Annotated in this window: 14 protein-coding genes, 1 tRNA gene and 3 rRNA genes; 3 read left to right on the top strand and 15 right to left on the bottom strand. The window is 36.6% G+C overall.

Features of this window, described 5'->3' with window-relative positions; genetic code table 11:
* Window positions 1-132: 132 nt before the first annotated feature.
* The gene (gene holA / locus KO172_RS05040; RefSeq protein ID WP_215492422.1) at window positions 133-1,146 is read right to left on the bottom strand and encodes a DNA polymerase III subunit delta; all 1,014 of its coding nucleotides are present in this window, start codon (window positions 1,144-1,146) and stop codon (window positions 133-135) included.
* Entirely contained in the window at window positions 1,136-3,523 is a 2,388-nt protein-coding gene (locus KO172_RS05035) for a DNA internalization-related competence protein ComEC/Rec2 (protein WP_215492421.1), read from the bottom strand. The genes holA and KO172_RS05035 overlap by 11 nt, the downstream gene beginning before the upstream one ends.
* Window positions 3,524-3,630: 107 nt before the next feature.
* Here KO172_RS05035 and KO172_RS05030 point away from each other — a divergent pair, with 107 nt between their 5' ends.
* Window positions 3,631-4,422 (top strand): threonine/serine exporter family protein, encoded by a 792-nt coding sequence (locus KO172_RS05030; protein ID WP_215492420.1) that lies wholly within the window; start codon window positions 3,631-3,633, stop codon window positions 4,420-4,422.
* A complete protein-coding gene (locus KO172_RS05025; protein ID WP_215492419.1) occupies window positions 4,422-4,904 on the top strand; it encodes a threonine/serine exporter family protein in 483 nt (160 codons plus the stop codon). The genes KO172_RS05030 and KO172_RS05025 overlap by 1 nt, the downstream gene beginning before the upstream one ends.
* 73 nt (window positions 4,905-4,977) lie before the next feature.
* On the opposite strand, the gene KO172_RS05020 is transcribed toward KO172_RS05025, so the two are convergent.
* The 5 genes from KO172_RS05020 to KO172_RS05000 all read right to left on the bottom strand — a co-directional run bounded on the left by KO172_RS05020 (window position 4,978) and on the right by KO172_RS05000 (window position 10,735).
* Window positions 4,978-5,427, bottom strand: a complete 450-nt coding sequence (locus tag KO172_RS05020) for a GNAT family N-acetyltransferase (protein ID WP_215492418.1) — start codon at window positions 5,425-5,427, stop codon at window positions 4,978-4,980.
* 409 nt (window positions 5,428-5,836) lie between these two features.
* A 5S ribosomal RNA gene (gene rrf / locus KO172_RS05015) occupies window positions 5,837-5,953 on the bottom strand.
* Window positions 5,954-5,989: 36 nt separating this feature from the next.
* Window positions 5,990-8,849: ribosomal RNA gene (locus tag KO172_RS05010) — 23S ribosomal RNA — on the bottom strand.
* A gap of 215 nt (window positions 8,850-9,064) precedes the next feature.
* Window positions 9,065-9,141, bottom strand: a tRNA-Ile gene (locus tag KO172_RS05005).
* A gap of 59 nt (window positions 9,142-9,200) precedes the next feature.
* A 16S ribosomal RNA gene (locus tag KO172_RS05000) occupies window positions 9,201-10,735 on the bottom strand.
* Together the 16S, 23S and 5S rRNA genes with 1 tRNA gene alongside form the textbook arrangement of a ribosomal RNA operon.
* A gap of 327 nt (window positions 10,736-11,062) precedes the next feature.
* Between KO172_RS05000 and KO172_RS04995 the strand changes: the two genes are divergently transcribed.
* Complete coding sequence (locus tag KO172_RS04995; protein ID WP_215492417.1) at window positions 11,063-11,926, top strand: TrmH family RNA methyltransferase; 864 nt, start codon at window positions 11,063-11,065, stop codon at window positions 11,924-11,926.
* Here the strand turns inward: KO172_RS04995 and KO172_RS04990 are convergent.
* From KO172_RS04990 to KO172_RS04955, 8 genes are all read right to left on the bottom strand, one after another.
* Entirely contained in the window at window positions 11,914-12,036 is a 123-nt protein-coding gene (locus KO172_RS04990) for a hypothetical protein (RefSeq protein ID WP_309557652.1), read from the bottom strand. The two genes, KO172_RS04995 and KO172_RS04990, sit on opposite strands and share 13 nt — an antisense overlap.
* 118 nt (window positions 12,037-12,154) lie before the next feature.
* A complete protein-coding gene (locus tag KO172_RS04985; protein WP_215492416.1) occupies window positions 12,155-12,997 on the bottom strand; it encodes an AraC family transcriptional regulator in 843 nt (280 codons plus the stop codon).
* Window positions 12,998-13,130: 133 nt separating this feature from the next.
* Entirely contained in the window at window positions 13,131-13,673 is a 543-nt protein-coding gene (locus KO172_RS04980) for a DUF7010 family protein (protein ID WP_215492415.1), read from the bottom strand.
* A 307-nt stretch (window positions 13,674-13,980) separates the two neighbouring features.
* Window positions 13,981-15,540, bottom strand: coding sequence for an ABC transporter transmembrane domain-containing protein (locus KO172_RS04975; protein WP_215492414.1), 1,560 nt, complete (start codon window positions 15,538-15,540; stop codon window positions 13,981-13,983).
* 645 nt (window positions 15,541-16,185) lie between these two features.
* Window positions 16,186-16,476 carry a DUF3847 domain-containing protein gene (locus KO172_RS04970; RefSeq protein ID WP_215492413.1) on the bottom strand — a complete coding sequence of 97 codons (291 nt, stop codon included), beginning with the start codon at window positions 16,474-16,476 and terminating at the stop codon, window positions 16,186-16,188.
* A 127-nt stretch (window positions 16,477-16,603) separates the two neighbouring features.
* The gene (locus tag KO172_RS04965; RefSeq protein ID WP_215492412.1) at window positions 16,604-16,804 is read right to left on the bottom strand and encodes a hypothetical protein; all 201 of its coding nucleotides are present in this window, start codon (window positions 16,802-16,804) and stop codon (window positions 16,604-16,606) included.
* A 44-nt stretch (window positions 16,805-16,848) separates the two neighbouring features.
* Window positions 16,849-17,055, bottom strand: coding sequence for a helix-turn-helix transcriptional regulator (locus KO172_RS04960; protein WP_251320168.1), 207 nt, complete (start codon window positions 17,053-17,055; stop codon window positions 16,849-16,851).
* Between the two features lie 267 nt (window positions 17,056-17,322).
* The gene (locus tag KO172_RS04955; protein WP_251320121.1) at window positions 17,323-18,501 is read right to left on the bottom strand and encodes a hypothetical protein; all 1,179 of its coding nucleotides are present in this window, start codon (window positions 18,499-18,501) and stop codon (window positions 17,323-17,325) included.
* Window positions 18,502-18,518: the final 17 nt, after the last annotated feature.

Below are 18,518 nucleotides of genomic sequence, written 5' to 3'. Positions count from 1 at the left end.
TTCTTAACTTTATCTTTGTCAAGTGATTTTGCACTTTTTTATAGTAAATTTATAAAATTCTATATCTTTCTCTTTATTATAAATAACGCATATAATAAAAAAGAGAGCCTTAGCCCTCTTCCTTAAACAAACTTACTCTGTCATCTTATATATTAAATTTTTTATCATTATTGTGCTGTCTTTGCTTGTGTTTTTCAAACTTATATCTAAATTTTTAAGTTCATTCATAAACTTAAGCAAAAATTTATAGTTATACGCGTGTGCAAGGCTTGATAACTTCTTATACTCATATGGCGATATCTTCAATAGATCTTTTTTCTCTACTTCGCTTTTCTTTTCTATATCGCATACCTTTAGCTCAAGTAGCAATCTTACATTTCTAAATATCATATACGAAGTCTTTATGTCTGCCTCGCCATTAGTAAGAAGCTTCTCATACTCATTAAGTGCCGCAGCTGTCCTTTTGTTATTAATTGCATCTATCATGGCAAAGATGTTGTCAATGGTATTTTCCTTAACAACTTTTTCTATTGCGCCTCGAGTGAGTCTGCCCTTAGCTATATAGCTTGCAAGCTTCTCAACTTCTGATTCAAGGCTATACATATTAACGCTCTCGTCGCTGTAAAAGCCGAGTCTATCGATCAAAAATCTTGCTTCAGCAAAGCCTGCTTCTACGCCCAGCTCGTTAAATTTGCGCGCTGTCCACTTAACAAGGTCCTCTATCTTCTCCTTGTCAAAGCTCACTATGTGATCATTTTTCTTGAAGTGCTTGTAAAATTTAAGCGTCTTCTTTATGCTATCGTCCTCATCCATAAAGATGATTATGCTTGTGTCAGGCATTTTTCCAAGCTCATCAAGTAAGTCGTCATCGTTAAGGACCTTGATGCTATCATTTGCCTTTCTCACTATGGTAATTTTTTTCTCAGCCATTAGTGGAAGCATGGTGATATTGCTTTTGATATCTTTAACTAAGTTCTCAGAGTACTTAAGGTCTGCAAGGTTCATAAGTCTTTGATTGCTGTCAAGATAATTATCTATAAGTGCATCCAAGGTCTTGTCCATAAGATAAGTCTCTATGCCTTTAAATAGATAAGCGCCGCTCACATTATTCATTTTAACTTCATTTAAGAAATTTCTATAGTTCATATGTCATGTCTCCGTACTTTTTATACTCATAAATAACTATACTTATTATATAAGAAAATATTATAGATAGCAAGCTCAATAAGAAGATGTACTTCTTCATATAATCAAGGTACTTATAATACTCTTTGTAAAAAGTTTTAATCTCGTAAGTATCTCCTTTAAAAATTACGCTAATCATACCTTGCCTGTCAGTTCTGTAAAAGTTTGCGTGTATAGCCTTAAGCCTTTCTAGCGTCTCTTTATGAGGATGTCCATAAAAGTTGTTAAGCCCTTGCGAGCTAATTGCATCTTTAGGTCTAGTCTTCTCCAAAAACTCCTTCGTTGAACTAGTCTTAGATCCGTGATGCGGCGTCTTTAGTATATCAACCTTGCTTAGCTGACTTAGATAATGACTCTCCGCAATTGCTTCTATGTCTCCAGTGAAGAGAATCTTTGTCCCGTGCACATTAAGCGTGAAAACTAATGAGCGATTGTTGCCCTTCAAAGCCTTCGAAGACTTATACATCCTGAGTTTAACTCCGCCTCCAAAGTCTATCCATTCAAATTTTTCAGGATTGATGTACTCGACTCCCTTTTCTATAAGTTTTTGCTTCACATCCTCTGTCGCAATGTCTTTGTAAAAGCAAATTTTCTTTACTTTAAAATCATCTAGCAGATATACAAGGTTGCCGTAGTGGTCTTTGTCAAAGTGCGAGATAAATATCATGTCTAAAGTATGAATTCCATAGTTCTTCAAAACATCTTTAAGCGTTCTGTCATAAGAAAATGACGTACCCATAATGTCACCTGCAACATCAACCATTATCTTCTTTCCAGCAATGTCTAGAAGCATCGCTTCCTCTTGGCCTATGCTAATCATATTTAGCGTGTCATAATGCCTTTGGCCTTGCATATATACAAAGCTTCCTGATATTGAGATCACAGCCATCATCATAAGCATAAACCTTATAAGCTTTGCCTTCATATAGCTGAAATTATTTATTAGATAAAAGCCGATTAAGACTATGAAATATGCGAATATCAGTGCATCTTGATTGTAAAGACTGATTTTTAAAATGTCAATTTTGCTTATTAAGAGCAAGACCTCATATAAAGAGCTAAGTACATAGTCTACAATCCTAAATATGATGGCAAGTGGACTTATTAGTAGCGAGGCTAGCAATACTACAAAGCTTATTGTGATGATACCTGAGTAAATTGGCAGCAATAATAAATTTGTGATCAGCGAGATAAAGTTAAACTCGTGAAATGTGTATAGCTGAATTGGAGCAAGAACTAAATTTATTGCTAGCACAAAAAGAAGCGCTTCCTGCATTTTATTTTTCTTGTCTATAAGCTTTTTAAATCTTCTAAACAAAAGTTCTATAGCGTAAGCTGCACCATATGAAAGTAGCATGGAGACCGAAAATACATAGTATGGATTGATTAAAAGTGTTATCATTAAAGCGATGGAGATGATTTGGGCTCGCTCTATGCTTATGTCGTAGACAAAGGCTAGGTCAAGCGCGATAAAAAGTATCATTGCTCTAAGGAAGGATACTGGATAAGCTATAAGCGCGCCATAAATCAGAAGAAAAATTATGCATATAGAGCTCGCCCTTCTCTTGCTTAAGCCAAAAGTGATAAGTATAAAAATGATTGCAAAGCTTATGAGTGATACATGCAGTCCTGAAACCGCAAGTAGGTGCCCAAGACCTACCGAGCGGTATGTTCCAAGCTCATCCTCATCCAAAAATTTCGTGTTCGACATAAATATGGCATTGAGAAAGTTTGCGTTGCTTTCCTTCATAGTGTTTTTTGTAAGTGCATCCAGCTTCTTTTCAAAGGAGATGTTTAATTTCTCTGCAAAAGAGATCTTCCACTTAGCCTTTTCGAAGTCATTAAACTTTATCTTGTACTTGATGTTCTTTGTTAAATAATACATCTTCTCGTTGAACAAGTTTGGATTTGCATTTATACGTATATCTTCAAGCTTAGAGCTAACTATAATCGTGTCAAAGTTCTCCAAATGAGCCTTGCCGCTGTAGTAGGCCTTTAATTTTTCATTGAAAACATTGCCATGTATATTTTTAACAGAAGCAATAAACGTTGAGTAGCCCTCGTACTCCTTAACGTTCTCAACTCGTAATACATACTCATGCCTTTCATTCTTATATTTTTTAAAAATGCTGCGTCCTCTATAGCTTGTGTACAAGGCAGTTAGTGAAAAAACTGCCACAGATAAAATGAGATAAAGCCTAACACGCTTATTAGTGAAGAAACTCACCCCTAATATGATGCCAAGGCTTGCTAAAATGTAACTATTGATATTGAAATAATAAGTGTATATGGCAGCTAAGACCATAATACACGCAAAAAATGAATACTTCCTTCTCATGTCTACCTCTTTATAAAATTATAACACTTAAAAGTAATTTAATAAAGAATTTACTCAAAATAAGTGACATTTGTACAAAAATATATTATAATATACTTGGTGATTCAATGGAAAATGTAATAGAAAATATCAACGATAACAATAGAAAAGAAATTTATAATATCGCCCTAAGAACTGCTGAATTGCTACTTAAAAACGGCTCGGAAGTTTCAAGGGCAAACGATACTGTTAAAAGGATACTCTCAAGCTACGGCTTCTTTGACATACCACTGTTCCTTTCACCTACAGTAATCATAATCGGAGACAGTAGCAATAACTCCTCATTCTACCTCGTTAAAAATATAGAAACAAGAGGTAACAATATTGGCAGAGTTAATATGATTAATGCTTTCTCAAGAGATTTCTGCGCAAAGAAAATAGAGGTCGCAGAAGCAATGCAAAGACTTGATGAGATTGCAGGCAGCAGTGAATATAGCTTCTTAACTATACTACTGATGGCTTGCATAGGCTGCGCTATGTTTACACTAATGCTTGGCGGTAGCACAAATGACTTTTTATGCTCAATATTTACATCAGCCCTAGGCTTCGTTATTAATGAGTATATACTAAAGCTTTCAAAGACACCATTTTTAGGAAACTTTATATCCTCTTTAGTAGCAACATTTGCCGCAGTGCTTTTGATTAAACTACATTTAGGACACAACCTTAATATGATAGTTGTTGGTTCCATACTTCCACTAGTTCCAGGAGTTGCCTTTACATCAGGTATTAGAGACTTCTTAAGTGGCGACTTGATCTCAGGCATAGCAAGAAGCTTCGAGGCAGTCTTTGTAGCAGTAGCCATCGCCTTTGGTGTTGGTAGCGTGCTAGTCTTTATGTCACTAATTGGAGGAATATAATGAACTACGTAATAAAACAATTTGTGCTTGCAAGCATATCATGCGCAACTATATCCGTGCTATTTAATATACAAAAGAAAAATATCTTCCTATGTGCAATCAACGGTGCGATATGCTGGACCTTGTACATGGTTTTGACAGCAAACAAGTTTAACTATATATTCTCTTCACTACTATGCTCACTACTATGCGGCATCTTAGGCGAATTCTTTGCAAGATGGCAAAAAACACCAGTCAATTGCTACTTCATTATAGGCGTAATACCACTAGTTCCTGGCCTTAAGATATATCAGTCAATGAACTACTTCATTACAGACGACCTTAAGAGCGGCGCAACAGAAGGTATACAAGCCTTGTTTATGGCAATCGCCATAGCAGTAGGACTGATGATTGCATCCTCAGTAAGTAAAATATTTAGAAATATAAAAATGCAGCAAGAACTAAAAAAACTAAAAATAATTTATAAAAACAAAAATAAATAATATATCTAGATAGAAAAAATCCACCCAAGTAAATGGGTGGATTTTTTTATACTCTCTTATTGAATATAATATACTACAAAATATTTAAATCAAACCTATATATATTAACATTAGTATATCCCTGTTTACGCAAATCATGATCTAGAGGAACATCTTTTACTTCTATAAGTTCTCCGCCAAGAAGTTCACAAGTACGATACGAAGGTATGTTATCAGGTTTGCAAGCAATTATCAAATAATCCATCTCATGCTTTTTAGCTAAAGTGAACAATAGCTTACACGCCTTCATAGCATAGTGATGGCCTCTGTAAGGTTCGTCAACAGCATAACCGATGTTGCCTCCAATGTATGTATTTGAATTATGCCCAATTCTTAAGTCGCATGCACCTACCTTAGTACCATTTAATAAGCAAATGTCGTAGTAGTATGCAGGCAGCCACTGTTTCTCAGGCTGTGCATCGCATGTCTTTCTAAGATGTAAATATATTTCATTGTCTTTTAAATCATCAGTGTTGTAAAACATTTATTACTCCTTTCTTTATACAGTAATATATATTACGACTTATCATAAAAATCCTTTGAGCTATTATAAATAAGGCGCATATGTATATTTATCGCATATGAAATCTTTCAGCAAAAGAAGAACCCCGTCCATAAATGAACGTGAACCTTTACGCTACGATGAATTAAGCGAAGTGGAAGTTTTTGGCAAACAGAATGTACTAAGCACAACTAATATTTCGCTGATAAAAGAAGAACCTTGTCAATAAATGGACAAGAACCTTTACGCTACGATGAATTAAGCGAAGTGGCAGTTTGAGACAAGCGGAGCATACTGCAGGTATTCGAGCATTGCCGACAAAGCGAACAAGTTCCATGCGCAATTCTGATAAGATTAAAAAAGACAGTTCTAACGAACTGTCTTTTTGTTCAAGTGGCGGCTACCTATTATCCCAGGTCGTCTCCAACCAAGTACCTTCAGCGTTAAGAGCCTTAACTTCCGTGTTCGGTATGGTAACGGGTGTTTCCCTCTTGCTATTGCTGCCACATTTCTTAATAACCATAATTCTTCCAACAAGCGTCTTTTGATCAAGTTTTCGACATATTAGTACAGTTAGGCTTAAAGTATTACTACTCTTACACTTACTGCCTATCTACCTTGTGGTCTTCAAGGTGTCTTACTTAAAGGAAATCTTATCTTAAGGGGGGCTTCGTGCTTAGATGCTTTCAGCTCTTATCCTTTCCAAACGTAGCTACTGAGCTATGCAACTGGCGTTACAACTCATAAACCATTGGTTTGTCCATCCCGGTCCTCTCGTACTAAGGACAGCTCCTTTCAAATTTCCTACGCCCACGACGGATAGGGACCGAACTGTCTCGCGACGTTCTGAACCCAGCTCGCGTGCCTCTTTAATGGGCGAACAGCCCAACCCTTGGGACCTACTTCAGCCCCAGGATGAGACGAGCCGACATCGAGGTGCCAAACCTCCCCGTCGATATGAACTCTTGGGGGAGATAAGCCTGTTATCCCCAGGGTAGCTTTTATCCGTTGAGCGATGGCCCTTCCACGTGGTACCACCGGATCACTAAGTCCTGATTTCTCATCTGCTCGATCTGTTTATCTCGCAGTTAAGCTCCCTTCTGCCTTTGTACTCTTTGCACGATTTCCGTCCGTGCTGAGGGAACCTTTGAACGCCTCCGTTACTGTTTGGGAGGCGACCGCCCCAGTCAAACTGCCCAACTGACAGTGTCCCTAAACCGGTTTACGGCTCAAGGTTAGAATTCCAGCACTACAGGAGTGGTATCCCACTTTTCGGCTCCTCTGATACTGGCGTACCAGGATCTTTGCCTCCCACCTATTCTGTACATGTACTACCGAAATCCAATGTCAGCCTACAGTAAAGCTCCATGGGGTCTTTCCGTCCTGTCGCGGGTAAATGGCATCTTTACCATTACTTCAATTTCACCGGATCCTTTGTTGAGACAGTGCCCAAATCGTTACACCTTTCGTGCGGGTCGGAACTTACCCGACAAGGAATTTCGCTACCTTAGGACCGTTATAGTTACGGCCGCCGTTTACTGGGGCTTAAGTTCTATGCTTCGCTTACGCTAACATTTCCCCTTAACCTTCCAGCACCGGGCAGGTGTCAGCTCCTATACGTCGTCTTTCGACTTAGCAGAAACTTGTGTTTTTGGTAAACAGTCGCTTGGGCCTATTCACTGCGGCCAGATCGCTCTGGCTCCCCTTCTCGCTAACTTACGGGGTCATTTTGCCGAGTTCCTTAACAAAGGTTCTTCCGCGCGTCTTAGGATTCTCTCCTTTCCTACCTGTGTCGGTTTACGGTACGGGTATCATTTATCTATTTAGCGGCTTTTCTTGACAGTGTGAAATCGGCTACTTCTCTACTTTGTTTCGATCCTCATCATAAATCAGCTTAGCCTGGTTATTAGTCCTGGCATGCCTTTTTATTTGAGCGTACTCTTCCATCTGGTACGCTTAGCTTATCCTTCTGTGTCCCCGCTTCATTTATACGATATTTGATAGTACTAGAATTTTTACTAGTTGTCCATCGGCTACGCCTTTAGGCCTGGCCTTAGGTCCCGACTTACCCTGAGGGGACGAGCCTTGCTCAGGAATCCTTAGGTTTTCGACGGGAGTGATTCTCACACTCCTTCTCGCTACTTATGCCAGCATTCTCTCTTGTGTTTCGTCCACAGCGCCTTTCGATACTGCTTCAGCCTATTACACAATGCTCCTCTACCACTCAAGTTGAGTCCACAGCTTCGGTATCCGATTTAGCCCCGGAAATCTTCGGCGCAAGGTCACTCGACTAGTGAGCTATTACGCACTCTTTAAATGTATGGCTGCTTCTAAGCCAACATCCTAGTTGTTTGGGTAACTTCACATCCTTTACCACTTAATCGGTATTTGGGGACCTTAGCTGATGGTCTGGGCTCTTTCCCTTTTGACATAGAAGCTTATCCCACTATGTCTGACTCCTTAGGTTTGTTTTCTTGGCATTCGGAGTTTGATAGGTTTTGGTAATGTATAAACACCCCGCAACCAGTCAGTAGCTCTACCTCCATTAAACATCCTAAAGGCTAGCCCTAAAGCTATTTCGAGGAGAACCAGCTATCTCCAGGTTCGATTGGCTTTTCACCCCTATCCACAAGTCATCCGATGTGTTTTAAACCACACCCGGTTCGAGCCTCCATTAAATTTTACTTTAACTTCACTCTGCTCATGGATAGGTCACCTGGTTTCGGGTCTACTCCTGTAAACTATTTCGCCCTATTAAGACTTGATTTCTCTTCGGCTTCGAAGCTTAACTTCTTAACCTCGCTTACAAAAGTAACTCGCTGGCCCGTTCTACAAAAAGTACAAGATTGCACTTTTCACGTGCTTTCTTTGCTTGTAAACGCAGGGTTTCAGGTTCTATTTCACTCCCCTTTCGGGGTTCTTTTTACCTTTCCCTCACGGTACTGTTCTCTATCGGTCACCAAGTAGTATTTAGCCTTGGGAGGTGGTCCTCCCGTATTCCCACCAGGTTTCTCGTGCCTTGTGGTACTCGTATAGCTTATTGAAATTCTAATATCTTCTCTTACAAGTCTTTCACTTTCTATGGATGATTTTTCCAAGATCATTCGGATATTGTTTTAGTATTTCTTTAAGCGGGCTCTTTCCATTTCGCTCGCCGCTACTTTGAAAATCGATGTTTCTTTCTTTTCCTCGGGGTACTTAGATGTTTCAGTTCTCCCGGTATTGCCTCTATATACTATTTTATTCATATATAGATACTTAAGGTTTGCTTAAGTGGGTTGCCCCATTCGGATATCTCCCTTTCGTTTCTTGTTTGCAGATCTAGGGAGCTTTTCGCAGCTTTCTACGTCCTTCTTCGCCTCTTGGTGCCAAGGCATCCGCCCTGCGCTCTTAGTAACTTGACCTAATTCATTTTTTTAAAATCCTTTAACGCTTATTGTTAAAATTTACTGTATTTATTTTCTTTATAAATGTCGTTTCGTTTTCATTTGATTATGGTTATTAAGTTTTATTTGGTTTTTGGATCTAAAAGGATTTGCACCTTTTTTAAGTTCTTCAAGATCCATAATGTTTAGCTGATATAGTATATCATAAAAAATATACCTTGTCAAGGTTTCTATGGTGGACCTGGGTGGACTCGAACCACCGACCTCACGCTTATCAGGCGTGCGCTCTAACCACCTGAGCTACAGGTCCATAAAATATTTATTTTTTAAGCAGAACCCAAAAGTGAAAAGAACTAATGTTCTCCTTAGAAAGGAGGTGATCCAGCCGCACCTTCCGATACGGCTACCTTGTTACGACTTCACCCCAGTCATTGACCCTACCTTCGACTGCTGCCTCCTTACGGTTAGCTCACAGGCTTCGGGTATTGCCTACTCCCATGGTGTGACGGGCGGTGTGTACAAGACCCGGGAACGCATTCACCGCAGCATTCTGATCTGCGATTACTAGCAACTCCGGCTTCATGATCTCGAGTTGCAGAGATCAATCCGAACTGGGATCGGTTTTTTGAGGTTTGCTTGATATCGCTATTTCGCTTCTCTTTGTACCGACCATTGTAGCACGTGTGTAGCCCAGGACATAAAGGGCATGATGATTTGACGTCATCCCCACCTTCCTCCGATTTGTCATCGGCAGTCCATCTAGAGTCCTCAGCTTGACCTGTTAGTAACTAAATGTAAGGGTTGCGCTCGTTGCGGGACTTAACCCAACATCTCACGACACGAGCTGACGACAACCATGCACCACCTGTATCCAAGGTAGATAAATCTAGGGTTTTTATCTCTAAAAACTTTCCTTGGTATGTCAAGTCCTGGTAAGGTTCTTCGCGTAGCCTCGAATTAAACCACATGCTCCGCTGCTTGTGCGGGTCCCCGTCAATTCCTTTGAGTTTCATACTTGCGTACGTACTCCCCAGGCGGAGTGCTTATTGTGTTAACGTACGGCACCTACTCTTATGAGCAGACACCTAGCACTCATCGTTTACGGCGTGGACTACCAGGGTATCTAATCCTGTTTGCTCCCCACGCTTTCGTGCCTCAGCGTCAGTACAAGTCCAGAAAGTCGCCTTCGCCACCGGTATTCCTCCTAATATCTACGCATTCCACCGCTACACTAGGAATTCCACTTTCCTCTCCTTGACTCAAGCATGTCAGTTTCAGATGCAATCTATGGGTTGAGCCCTTAGTTTTCACATCTGACTTAATTTGCCGCCTACGCACTCTTTACGCCCAATAATTCCGGACAACGCTCGCCCCTTACGTATTACCGCGGCTGCTGGCACGTAATTAGCCGGGGCTTTCTTCTATGGTACCGTCATTATCTTCCCATAGGACAGAGCTTTACGACTCGAAAGCCTTCATCGCTCACGCGGCGTCGCTGCATCAGGGTTTCCCCCATTGTGCAATATTCCCCACTGCTGCCTCCCGTAGGAGTTTGGACCGTTTCTCAGTTCCAATGTGGCCGGTCATCCTCTTAGATCGGCTACCCATCGCTATCTTGGTGGGCCGTTACCCTCACCAACTAATTAATGGGACGCGAGCTCATCTTACACCGAAATTCTTTAATCACTTCTTCATGCGAAGATGTGATATCATATGGTATTAATCCCGGTTTCCCGAGGCTATCCCTTTGTGTAAGGCAGATTGCTCACGCGTTACTCACCCGTCCGCCACTAATCCAGAGATTCTTCACTCCGAAGAGATCGGATTCTCTTTCATCGTTCGACTTGCATGTGTTAAGCACGCCGCCAGCGTTCGTCCTGAGCCAGGATCAAACTCTCGATTAAATGGTTTATTTAATCCCAAGTTAACCTTGGCTCTTAAATTCGAAATTACTTATCAATAAAAATTGATTGGTTTAAATCGTTCTTTTCACTTTTATTCAGTTTTGCTTGCCCTCTGGTCTTTCCAGATGACTTATCCATTCTACCATTTATTTTTATCTTTGTCAAGTACTTTTTAAAAGTTTTTTATTTATTTTTGAATTATTTTTAACCCATCTGTATCTTACCACTCCATATTGTTGTCAAGCTTTCCTCTTTACACTATTTTCTTAGTCATATGCTTAAATTGATTTTTATATCTGCTTATGCTATAATTTTCTTGGTGATTATATGAAATTTATTGATTTGAATTCTATGAGTGATGAAGAAAGACTTTTTACAATAAAGGATAACTTTAAAGGTAAATACATTGAGGCTTCGAAAAAGCATCCTGAGATTCTTAGTCTTATTAAACTAAATAAAAACTCTCGTGCAAATCCATTAAATGAAATTGCTCTTGAGGGTGTTTGGGGATTGAATTTAATTTTAAAATACAACAAGAAGATCAACTACTTGGTTGTCTGCCCTGATTACATAATGACTGCTGAAGCACAAAGTCTTATTAACTCTTCTTATGATAAGGGCGCAAAGCTTTTCTTTGTTTCGAAGAAGACTTATGACTTCTTAAGTGAGGAGAAGAACCCTCAAGGTATCATCACGGTCTTTTTTATGAATGAAGGTAGGTTTGAGTGCATCGATCAGTCAAAACCTCTTGTTGTGCTTGACGGTCTTGAAATCCATGGCAATATTGGAACTATACTTAGGACGCTTGATGCTCTTGCCATCTACGACGTTGTTTTTATCAATAGGAAGGTCAGAATCAATCACCCGAAACTTGTTCGTTCCTCTCTTGGAAGCTTTCTTAATATGAATATTATTGATACAAATTTCGATGAACTTTATTCTTATCTAATGGATAATGGCTATACCATTTACTTAACTGATACTGATGCCAAAGCCATATACATGGATACTGAATATAAGGATAAGGCGTGCTTTGTGATTGGCAGCGAAAAATATGGCATATCGCTTCCTTGGTACGAAAAGCGTTATGAGATGATTAAGATACCTATGCGTGGTGATTGTGACAGCTTAAATGTTTCGATTGCGACATCAATAATTTTGTATGATTACATGATGCGTTATAAAAGATAAAAATTTATTTTAGACATATTAAAAGACTGGTGCAAGTCATGATATGTCCAGTTTTCTGGGTGCACATCATTATTAGACGGTGCTTTTATTTCTCTTTTTTCTTCTTCCATAGTTCTCCTTTCCACTTATAGACAAAGAAAAAACAGTGAACCTTTTTCGATTTACTGCTTTCGTAAGTTGCTATTCTATTGTTTTTATTTAATTATTTTATCTTGACAAACTGGTGTTTTAAGCTTTAGTTATCGGAATCCAAAGTTCCATTTTATAGTCTTTGCTATCCATATCCCCTTCGTAATAATATTCAAAGTCGGGTTTTCCTGAATGGACATAGCCATGCTCAGGGAAGAATACTTCCATCACATATTTCCACCCGTTATGAATGCAATCCGGAACACTTCCTATTAACTCTACAACAGCATACTCCGCTTCTTCAACTTTCAAAACATCTAAGCCCATGCTTCTTGCTTTGTCTTCATCAGTAACAACATAGCCTGCCATATAGTTTATTGTACTTGGATTTTCCACATCATGGCAAACACCTACACTTTGACCACTTCCCAAATCTGCAAGTTCATCGTGGCTATATTTTTCATTTAGCTTATCCCAGATACTCGGACATAGCGATGAACTGATGTTTTGTTCATTTACCCCTGCAACTGTAAATGCTTTTTTCTTTTGAATTGTAACATTCATACTTCTTCCTCCTCTTACACTTAGTGCTAATTGCACTCGTGAAACTAATTTGAACGGTTTCCCATTTCTCACCTCTGAAGGAGTAAATCCATGAAAATTCTTAAAAGCTGTTCCAAATGAATCCGATGACTCATATCCAAATTTGAAGGCAACATCAATAATCTTTTCGTCTGTATCTCTTAAAATAACGGCTGCTTCAGTCAATCTTCTGCTTCTTAAATATTCTGAGAGTGTTGTTTCGGTCAGAATAGAAAACAAGCGACTGAACATTGAATAAGAATATCCTGATAAATGAGTTACTTTCTTTTCGTCAATCTCATCATCGAGAACTGTTTCAAGATAATCAATCGTATTGTTAAACGACTTGATAATATGCACTTCGATTCCCCCTTTCCGTCAGTTTATTTTATTATAGAGGAAGATTTCTTTTCCTGCCCCACAATATCCGTACAAGATTTATAGGTTTAATCTCATAAAAACTTATAGTTTGCTAAATTCAACAAACTAGGATTTATGCCTGTCGTTTCATAAAAATTTTAAATTCATTATACAAGCTTATCGCGAAGATAATCTCCACAATTGCTAATGTTCCAGATACAACAAATCCATTAAACATATTTCCTAAAACAAGTGCCAATACTGGAATAATCACTGCGAAAATCCGATATGATTTTGATTTATATAACCATGAATATGGTAATAAATGGGCTCCAAAAACCATCGCATATACCATAATCATTTTATCCGGAACGGCATTAAATACCCACATTACAATTAGTAGATATATAACCTGATTCATTGTAAACAAAAGACCTAAACTGCCCAATTCATTTGCTTTTGAAAATATATCTACACCCATTTTCTTCCCAAGCTTCCATGCCAGTGGGAGTAAAGGCGTTGAGCAACAAAAAACCAATATATTTTTTAGCATAATATCAATTTGTAATGCCGCAACAACAGTAATAAACAACCAAATTACAACAGATGTAATAATAAATGGTAATCCTTTTTTCTGTTTAATGATAATATCGTTTCTTAATTCATCTAAATTCATATCCCTATTCCTCCACAAATTCAAATTTGTTTTACTCAACATTCGTAATATTGTACCATTTTTTACGATAATTTGTCAAATCAAGTGCAACATTCACATAAATACTCATCAAATAACTCTTGATGTGTTTTATAGCTAATACATTTTCTTGGCCTGTTATTGAGAAGTTTAAGGACATCTTGAACTTCTTTTTCGTTTGTCTTAGATAAATCCATATGTTTAGGATAAAACTCTCTTAATTAAAAAATGGATAAGATTTGCATTTCTTATCCATTTTTTAATTTTTCTTTTCATATTTTAAATATTATTATATGGAGATGCTTTTTGTGAAATAATTTTCGCATATATATTTGTGGTCGATTGTAATAATTGTCTTTGACGCTAAATATTTCATAATGTCATCAAATATCTCATAGAAAAGCGCTTCGTCTAGTCCTGTGCTTATCTCATCAAAGATATATAGTTCGCAATCTTTATATAAGACTCTTGCTAATAGTACTCTCGTCTTTTCGCCACCTGATAATGTGCTGCTATCAAAACCTATATTGTTTTTCCCATATTTTTCAATAACTTCATCTAATCTACATATCTTAGTGATTTTACTAAGCTTATCCTCGTCTACTTTGGACTTGAATGTGATGTTATCAATAATTGACATGTTAAACAATTTGTTCTCTTGAAAAACTGCTGATAAGGATATTGTTTGATTTTCTTTACCATCGACATAAACATTACCCGAGCTTGGCTTGTACATATTAGTAATTAGTTTTGCAATAGTCGACTTGCCAGAGCCAGTTCTGCCATTTATTTTCAATTTATCCTTTTTATTTATGATTAAATTAAAATCATTTAGAATATGATTGTCTCCATAATTTAACGAAACGTCTCTAAATTCAATTGTATTAAAATCTTCGATTAAATTAATATTTTCTCTCTCTATATTTTTAAAAGTCTCGTCTATTCTCTTAACAGAATTTTTAAAAGCGGATATTTCTTTTTGATTTTCTATGATATTAAATATTGGATCAGTAATCATCGATGCATACAATATTATGGCGATTAGCGCTCCGACAGAGAGACTACCTTGACTAACACGCATACCTCCGATAAAAATTAGAGTCGCCATAATCAAATTAAACAGTAAACTTACAAGTGCTTGAGAAACATTTTTGATGTTTACGATTTTTTTATCAAGCTTAGTTAAATCATGATTTTCTTCGTGAAACTCGCTTGTAAAAACTTTCTCTTTGTTAAATAGTTTTATGTCTCTCGCTCCAACAATGATATCAAAAAATTTATTTATAACGTTAAGTCTTTGTATTTGACTCTTTTCAGATGCTAGCTCTGAGCTCTGTAAAATCTTTTGAATCACTACTGTCGATATGGCAGATATGATAATCATCGCAAATAGCATGATGTAATCGTAATTTATAATTATAATGGAACCAATTACAAAGCTTGATATTGAAAAGCCTAAATCAAATATTAGCGGTATTAGTTTATCATCAAGCGATTTTAAATCATCAATAATCACATTGAAGACGTTGCTGCGTCCAGCTTGCTCTAATTGTTCAATCTTTGTACTAAGTATGCTTTCAACAATCTCATCCTTTATCTCTCTATTCAAATTTAATTCAAATTTCGAGCCAAAATTAACAAGGGCTATCTTAAACATATTTACCAAGATATAAATAAGCGAATAAAGTACTATGTATTTTACAAATTCACTTTGTACACCCAATGTTAAGTAGTCAATCACCTTTTGAATGAAAACCATGGGAAATATACTTAAACTACCTACGATTATTCCTGTTATAAATAACAATAAAATCTTAAAAAAATTCTTTTTATATTTATCTCTTATCATAAGTGCCTCCAAGTTAATCTCTCATAAAATATTATATCACATTTTTTTCAAAAACAATAATTTGACTTGCTTTTATTAAAATAATTAAAATACACTCACTAGGTCTTTAATTAAATTTAAAAAGACGACAGAATCTATTTGATGTGTACCTTCTTTACTGGACAAACCAGTAAGGAGGGTATTTTTATCACTTCCTTTCTTTGTTGTTTTAGGTGGAGGCTTAGAAAATTTTCTATATCCACTTTGTGAATGAGCGTTTTGAAATACCCTTTGCCTAATCATTCAATCCACTTGCAAGCTCGTGGTGAATGATTGGCAGGGGCAGACCCTGATAGAATTAAAAAAACCGACTACTAAATTAATTTTTGTTGTTTCAGTATGTCGGCTTAATTGTTTTGTTCATTTCAAATTTTAAAAGTCAAGGGCGAGCCTTAGCGAGTTTATTTACCATTGACTTTTAATACCCTCGCCTAATTATCTCTACAACTCAAATAAATTTTCGTTGGAGAAAATTGGCTGGGCAGGCCCAAAGCGAATAGTTGTTGCTCCCTGCAAGGGTTTGGCTCTAAAGGCACGCAAGCACTCTTTAGGGTGTATAATTGCGCCCTTAGAAAATCTAAGGGAGATTTAATTATTATATCTTCCCTAATTTTCTCTCATTATTTTTAGTGTTTCTTTAAATTCTTTTGTCTTTGTTGCTTCTTCTAGTAGGTTTTTTATTTCTTCATCTGTTAGTTCTTCTGCATTTTCTATAAAGCTTTCTAAAATTGCTCCTCTTGTTATGAGCCTATGAGTTCTTTCTTTTCTTCTTTTTACTATGTCTTGTTTTAATATCTTCTTTTCTTGATTTTTTAGTCGCCTTAATCTTTCTTCTGTATCGTCAATTTTATCTTTTATTTCTTTTGACTCTTGTCTTATTTGTTGTAATTTTCTCATTTTCTTGTTTCCTTTCATTTATATATCAAATAAAAAGCGACTAAGAGTGCAATCTTAGTCGCTACGCTATAATATAGCTTTTAACTTTATTTTTTCTATTTGTATTATTTTAAAACACAAAAACTGTTTAATTCTTTCGTCTAAAAACAACAAAGAGCAAGATGATACTAACAATCAAACCTACGCCAAATTTCACCCACATTACCATTGGCGAAACACTCCATTCAGGATGATTTGCTGCTGCTATATAATCTTTAACTAACAAATATGTCCCGATAATAGCAGGAATTAAAGAACCGATAACTTTTGATACAACTTTTAAGTTCATTTACACCACCTCCATTTTACTAACTAAATATAGTCATATAATTCCTAACAACAATTACGACTATGACATTTATATGTTTCTTCTCCGTCCAAGTCAAAAATCTGATATTTACAAACCCCTAAAGCATTTGCTATATCGTTAGCAGTTTTAAGACTCGGAATTGTTTTCCCAGTTTCTATTTTGTTTATACCCGTCCTTGATATACCTACTTTTTTCCCATGTCTATGTTGCGATAAACCTAAAGGTTTCACGATATGCGTTATAGTTCTTTGGTTAATCCCACGATATTCCACTATTACCAATACTCTCGCTATCCACTACCAAATGATTGGCATAAGGCACAATCATAAAACCATCAAAATCCTCAACTATCGGAGTTTCTAAATCTTGTATTCTACTTGCGGTGTTTTTTTTCTTTAGCCATCGCAAAACTAGAAGTTGGCATTACCATTGCCAATAACAGCATTAAAGCCATAGTTAAACTAATTGATTTCTTAATTATTTCCTCTTTAATAATTTTATTTCAATCTTTCTGTTTTAGTTAAAGGATTGATAAATTTCTTATTTACTTCTAACTCAAATTCAATACAATTATGATTATTTAATTCATGTTTATGATCTTTTGCTGATTTTTTCCCTCCCGACTTTGTAGATACTATTTCTTTTCCCCTAAATAATTCTAGAAAAGAAAAAGCATTTGATTTCATATCTTTAACGTAAATTCCATATTCTCCATCATTCGGAATAGTAAATTTTACATCATCTTCTGGGTTTTCTACCTTTTTTATAGGAGCACCATAATCATTATAGCCCCAGCCAGCGTTAATGTCTTCGGCAGGCAAAATACCTACTTCTAAATCATTTCCTTTTAAAGACTTTAACTTAATGACTACTGTATCACCTTTTTTCCATTTTTCTCTAGCAAAAGTAGCTACACTTCCTTTTAACAAGCGGATTTGAAAATGCGTGGATCCTTTCTTATCTCTAGATTCTACTAAAAAAGTCTTACTTGAAAAACATTTTTTAGCAATTATTTCGTCGAAATTATCTCCTGATTCCATATCTTCAATATATAACAATGCTGATTCTTTGACTTCGTTTGGTAAACTATTAATATGTCTTTTTAGAATATTTATATTTTCTTCTGTCGTGTCCAAAGTAGCGTAGTAATTAGGCTTGAGATTTTTATTTATATAGTCGACAATGGCTTCATACCCATCAGGTTCTTTAGCTGAGCGGATTATAATATCCTTAGCTTCATACTTTGAATCATCAATCATATACTCTATCTTATTCAACATATTCGCTTTTGCTTTTTCTGCGATAGCCTTATTTGAAAGATTTGGATACATACCCCTGTACATATTGAAAATCTCAATATAAGATGATATATATTGATTTATAGACTTTTTTTCCATGGTCGGATATAGGTTCTGTAGTTCTGTCAAAAAGGTTTTGGTTTCATATTTGTCGTCAATATTAACTTTTGAAACTTCATTAGCACTAAGTGCTTTTATAACTTGACTTGGCTCATAGTTTACACTTAATTGTTCCTCTTTACTTAGACCATTAAACCATTCTTGCCATTCTTTAGGGCTGACTTTTGAGTTATTATTTGCTGATGAAGCAAATACATTTGTTGCCATTGCTGTTAACAGCATCACCATGGCTATTAATAGAGTAAATCTTCTTTTCATTTCTTACCTCCTCATAT

It is taken from the genome of Fenollaria sporofastidiosus, assembly GCF_943169635.2.
GTDB classification, from domain to species: Bacteria; Bacillota; Clostridia; order Tissierellales; family Peptoniphilaceae; genus Fenollaria; species Fenollaria sporofastidiosus.
The sequence above is the reverse complement of the archived record's forward strand: the minus strand, read 5'-3'. Positions and strand labels throughout refer to the sequence as shown.

Bases quoted from the DNA above. Each gene is read 5' to 3' on its own strand.
- KO172_RS04965 (WP_215492412.1), bottom strand. From the start codon at position 16,804: ATGAACTTAAAAGTTGTATCAAAAGTTATCGGTTCTTTAATTCCTGCT.
- KO172_RS05030 (WP_215492420.1), top strand. From the start codon at position 3,631: ATGGAAAATGTAATAGAAAATATCAACGATAACAATAGAAAAGAAATT.
- KO172_RS04955 (WP_251320121.1), bottom strand. From the start codon at position 18,501: ATGAAAAGAAGATTTACTCTATTAATAGCCATGGTGATGCTGTTAACA.
- holA (WP_215492422.1), bottom strand. From the start codon at position 1,146: ATGAACTATAGAAATTTCTTAAATGAAGTTAAAATGAATAATGTGAGC.
- KO172_RS04970 (WP_215492413.1), bottom strand. From the start codon at position 16,476: ATGAGAAAATTACAACAAATAAGACAAGAGTCAAAAGAAATAAAAGAT.
- KO172_RS05035 (WP_215492421.1), bottom strand. From the start codon at position 3,523: ATGAGAAGGAAGTATTCATTTTTTGCGTGTATTATGGTCTTAGCTGCC.
- KO172_RS04975 (WP_215492414.1), bottom strand. From the start codon at position 15,540: ATGATAAGAGATAAATATAAAAAGAATTTTTTTAAGATTTTATTGTTA.
- KO172_RS04980 (WP_215492415.1), bottom strand. From the start codon at position 13,673: ATGAATTTAGATGAATTAAGAAACGATATTATCATTAAACAGAAAAAA.
- KO172_RS05025 (WP_215492419.1), top strand. From the start codon at position 4,422: ATGAACTACGTAATAAAACAATTTGTGCTTGCAAGCATATCATGCGCA.
- KO172_RS05020 (WP_215492418.1), bottom strand. From the start codon at position 5,427: ATGTTTTACAACACTGATGATTTAAAAGACAATGAAATATATTTACAT.
- KO172_RS04990 (WP_309557652.1), bottom strand. From the start codon at position 12,036: ATGGAAGAAGAAAAAAGAGAAATAAAAGCACCGTCTAATAATGATGTG.
- KO172_RS04995 (WP_215492417.1), top strand. From the start codon at position 11,063: ATGAAATTTATTGATTTGAATTCTATGAGTGATGAAGAAAGACTTTTT.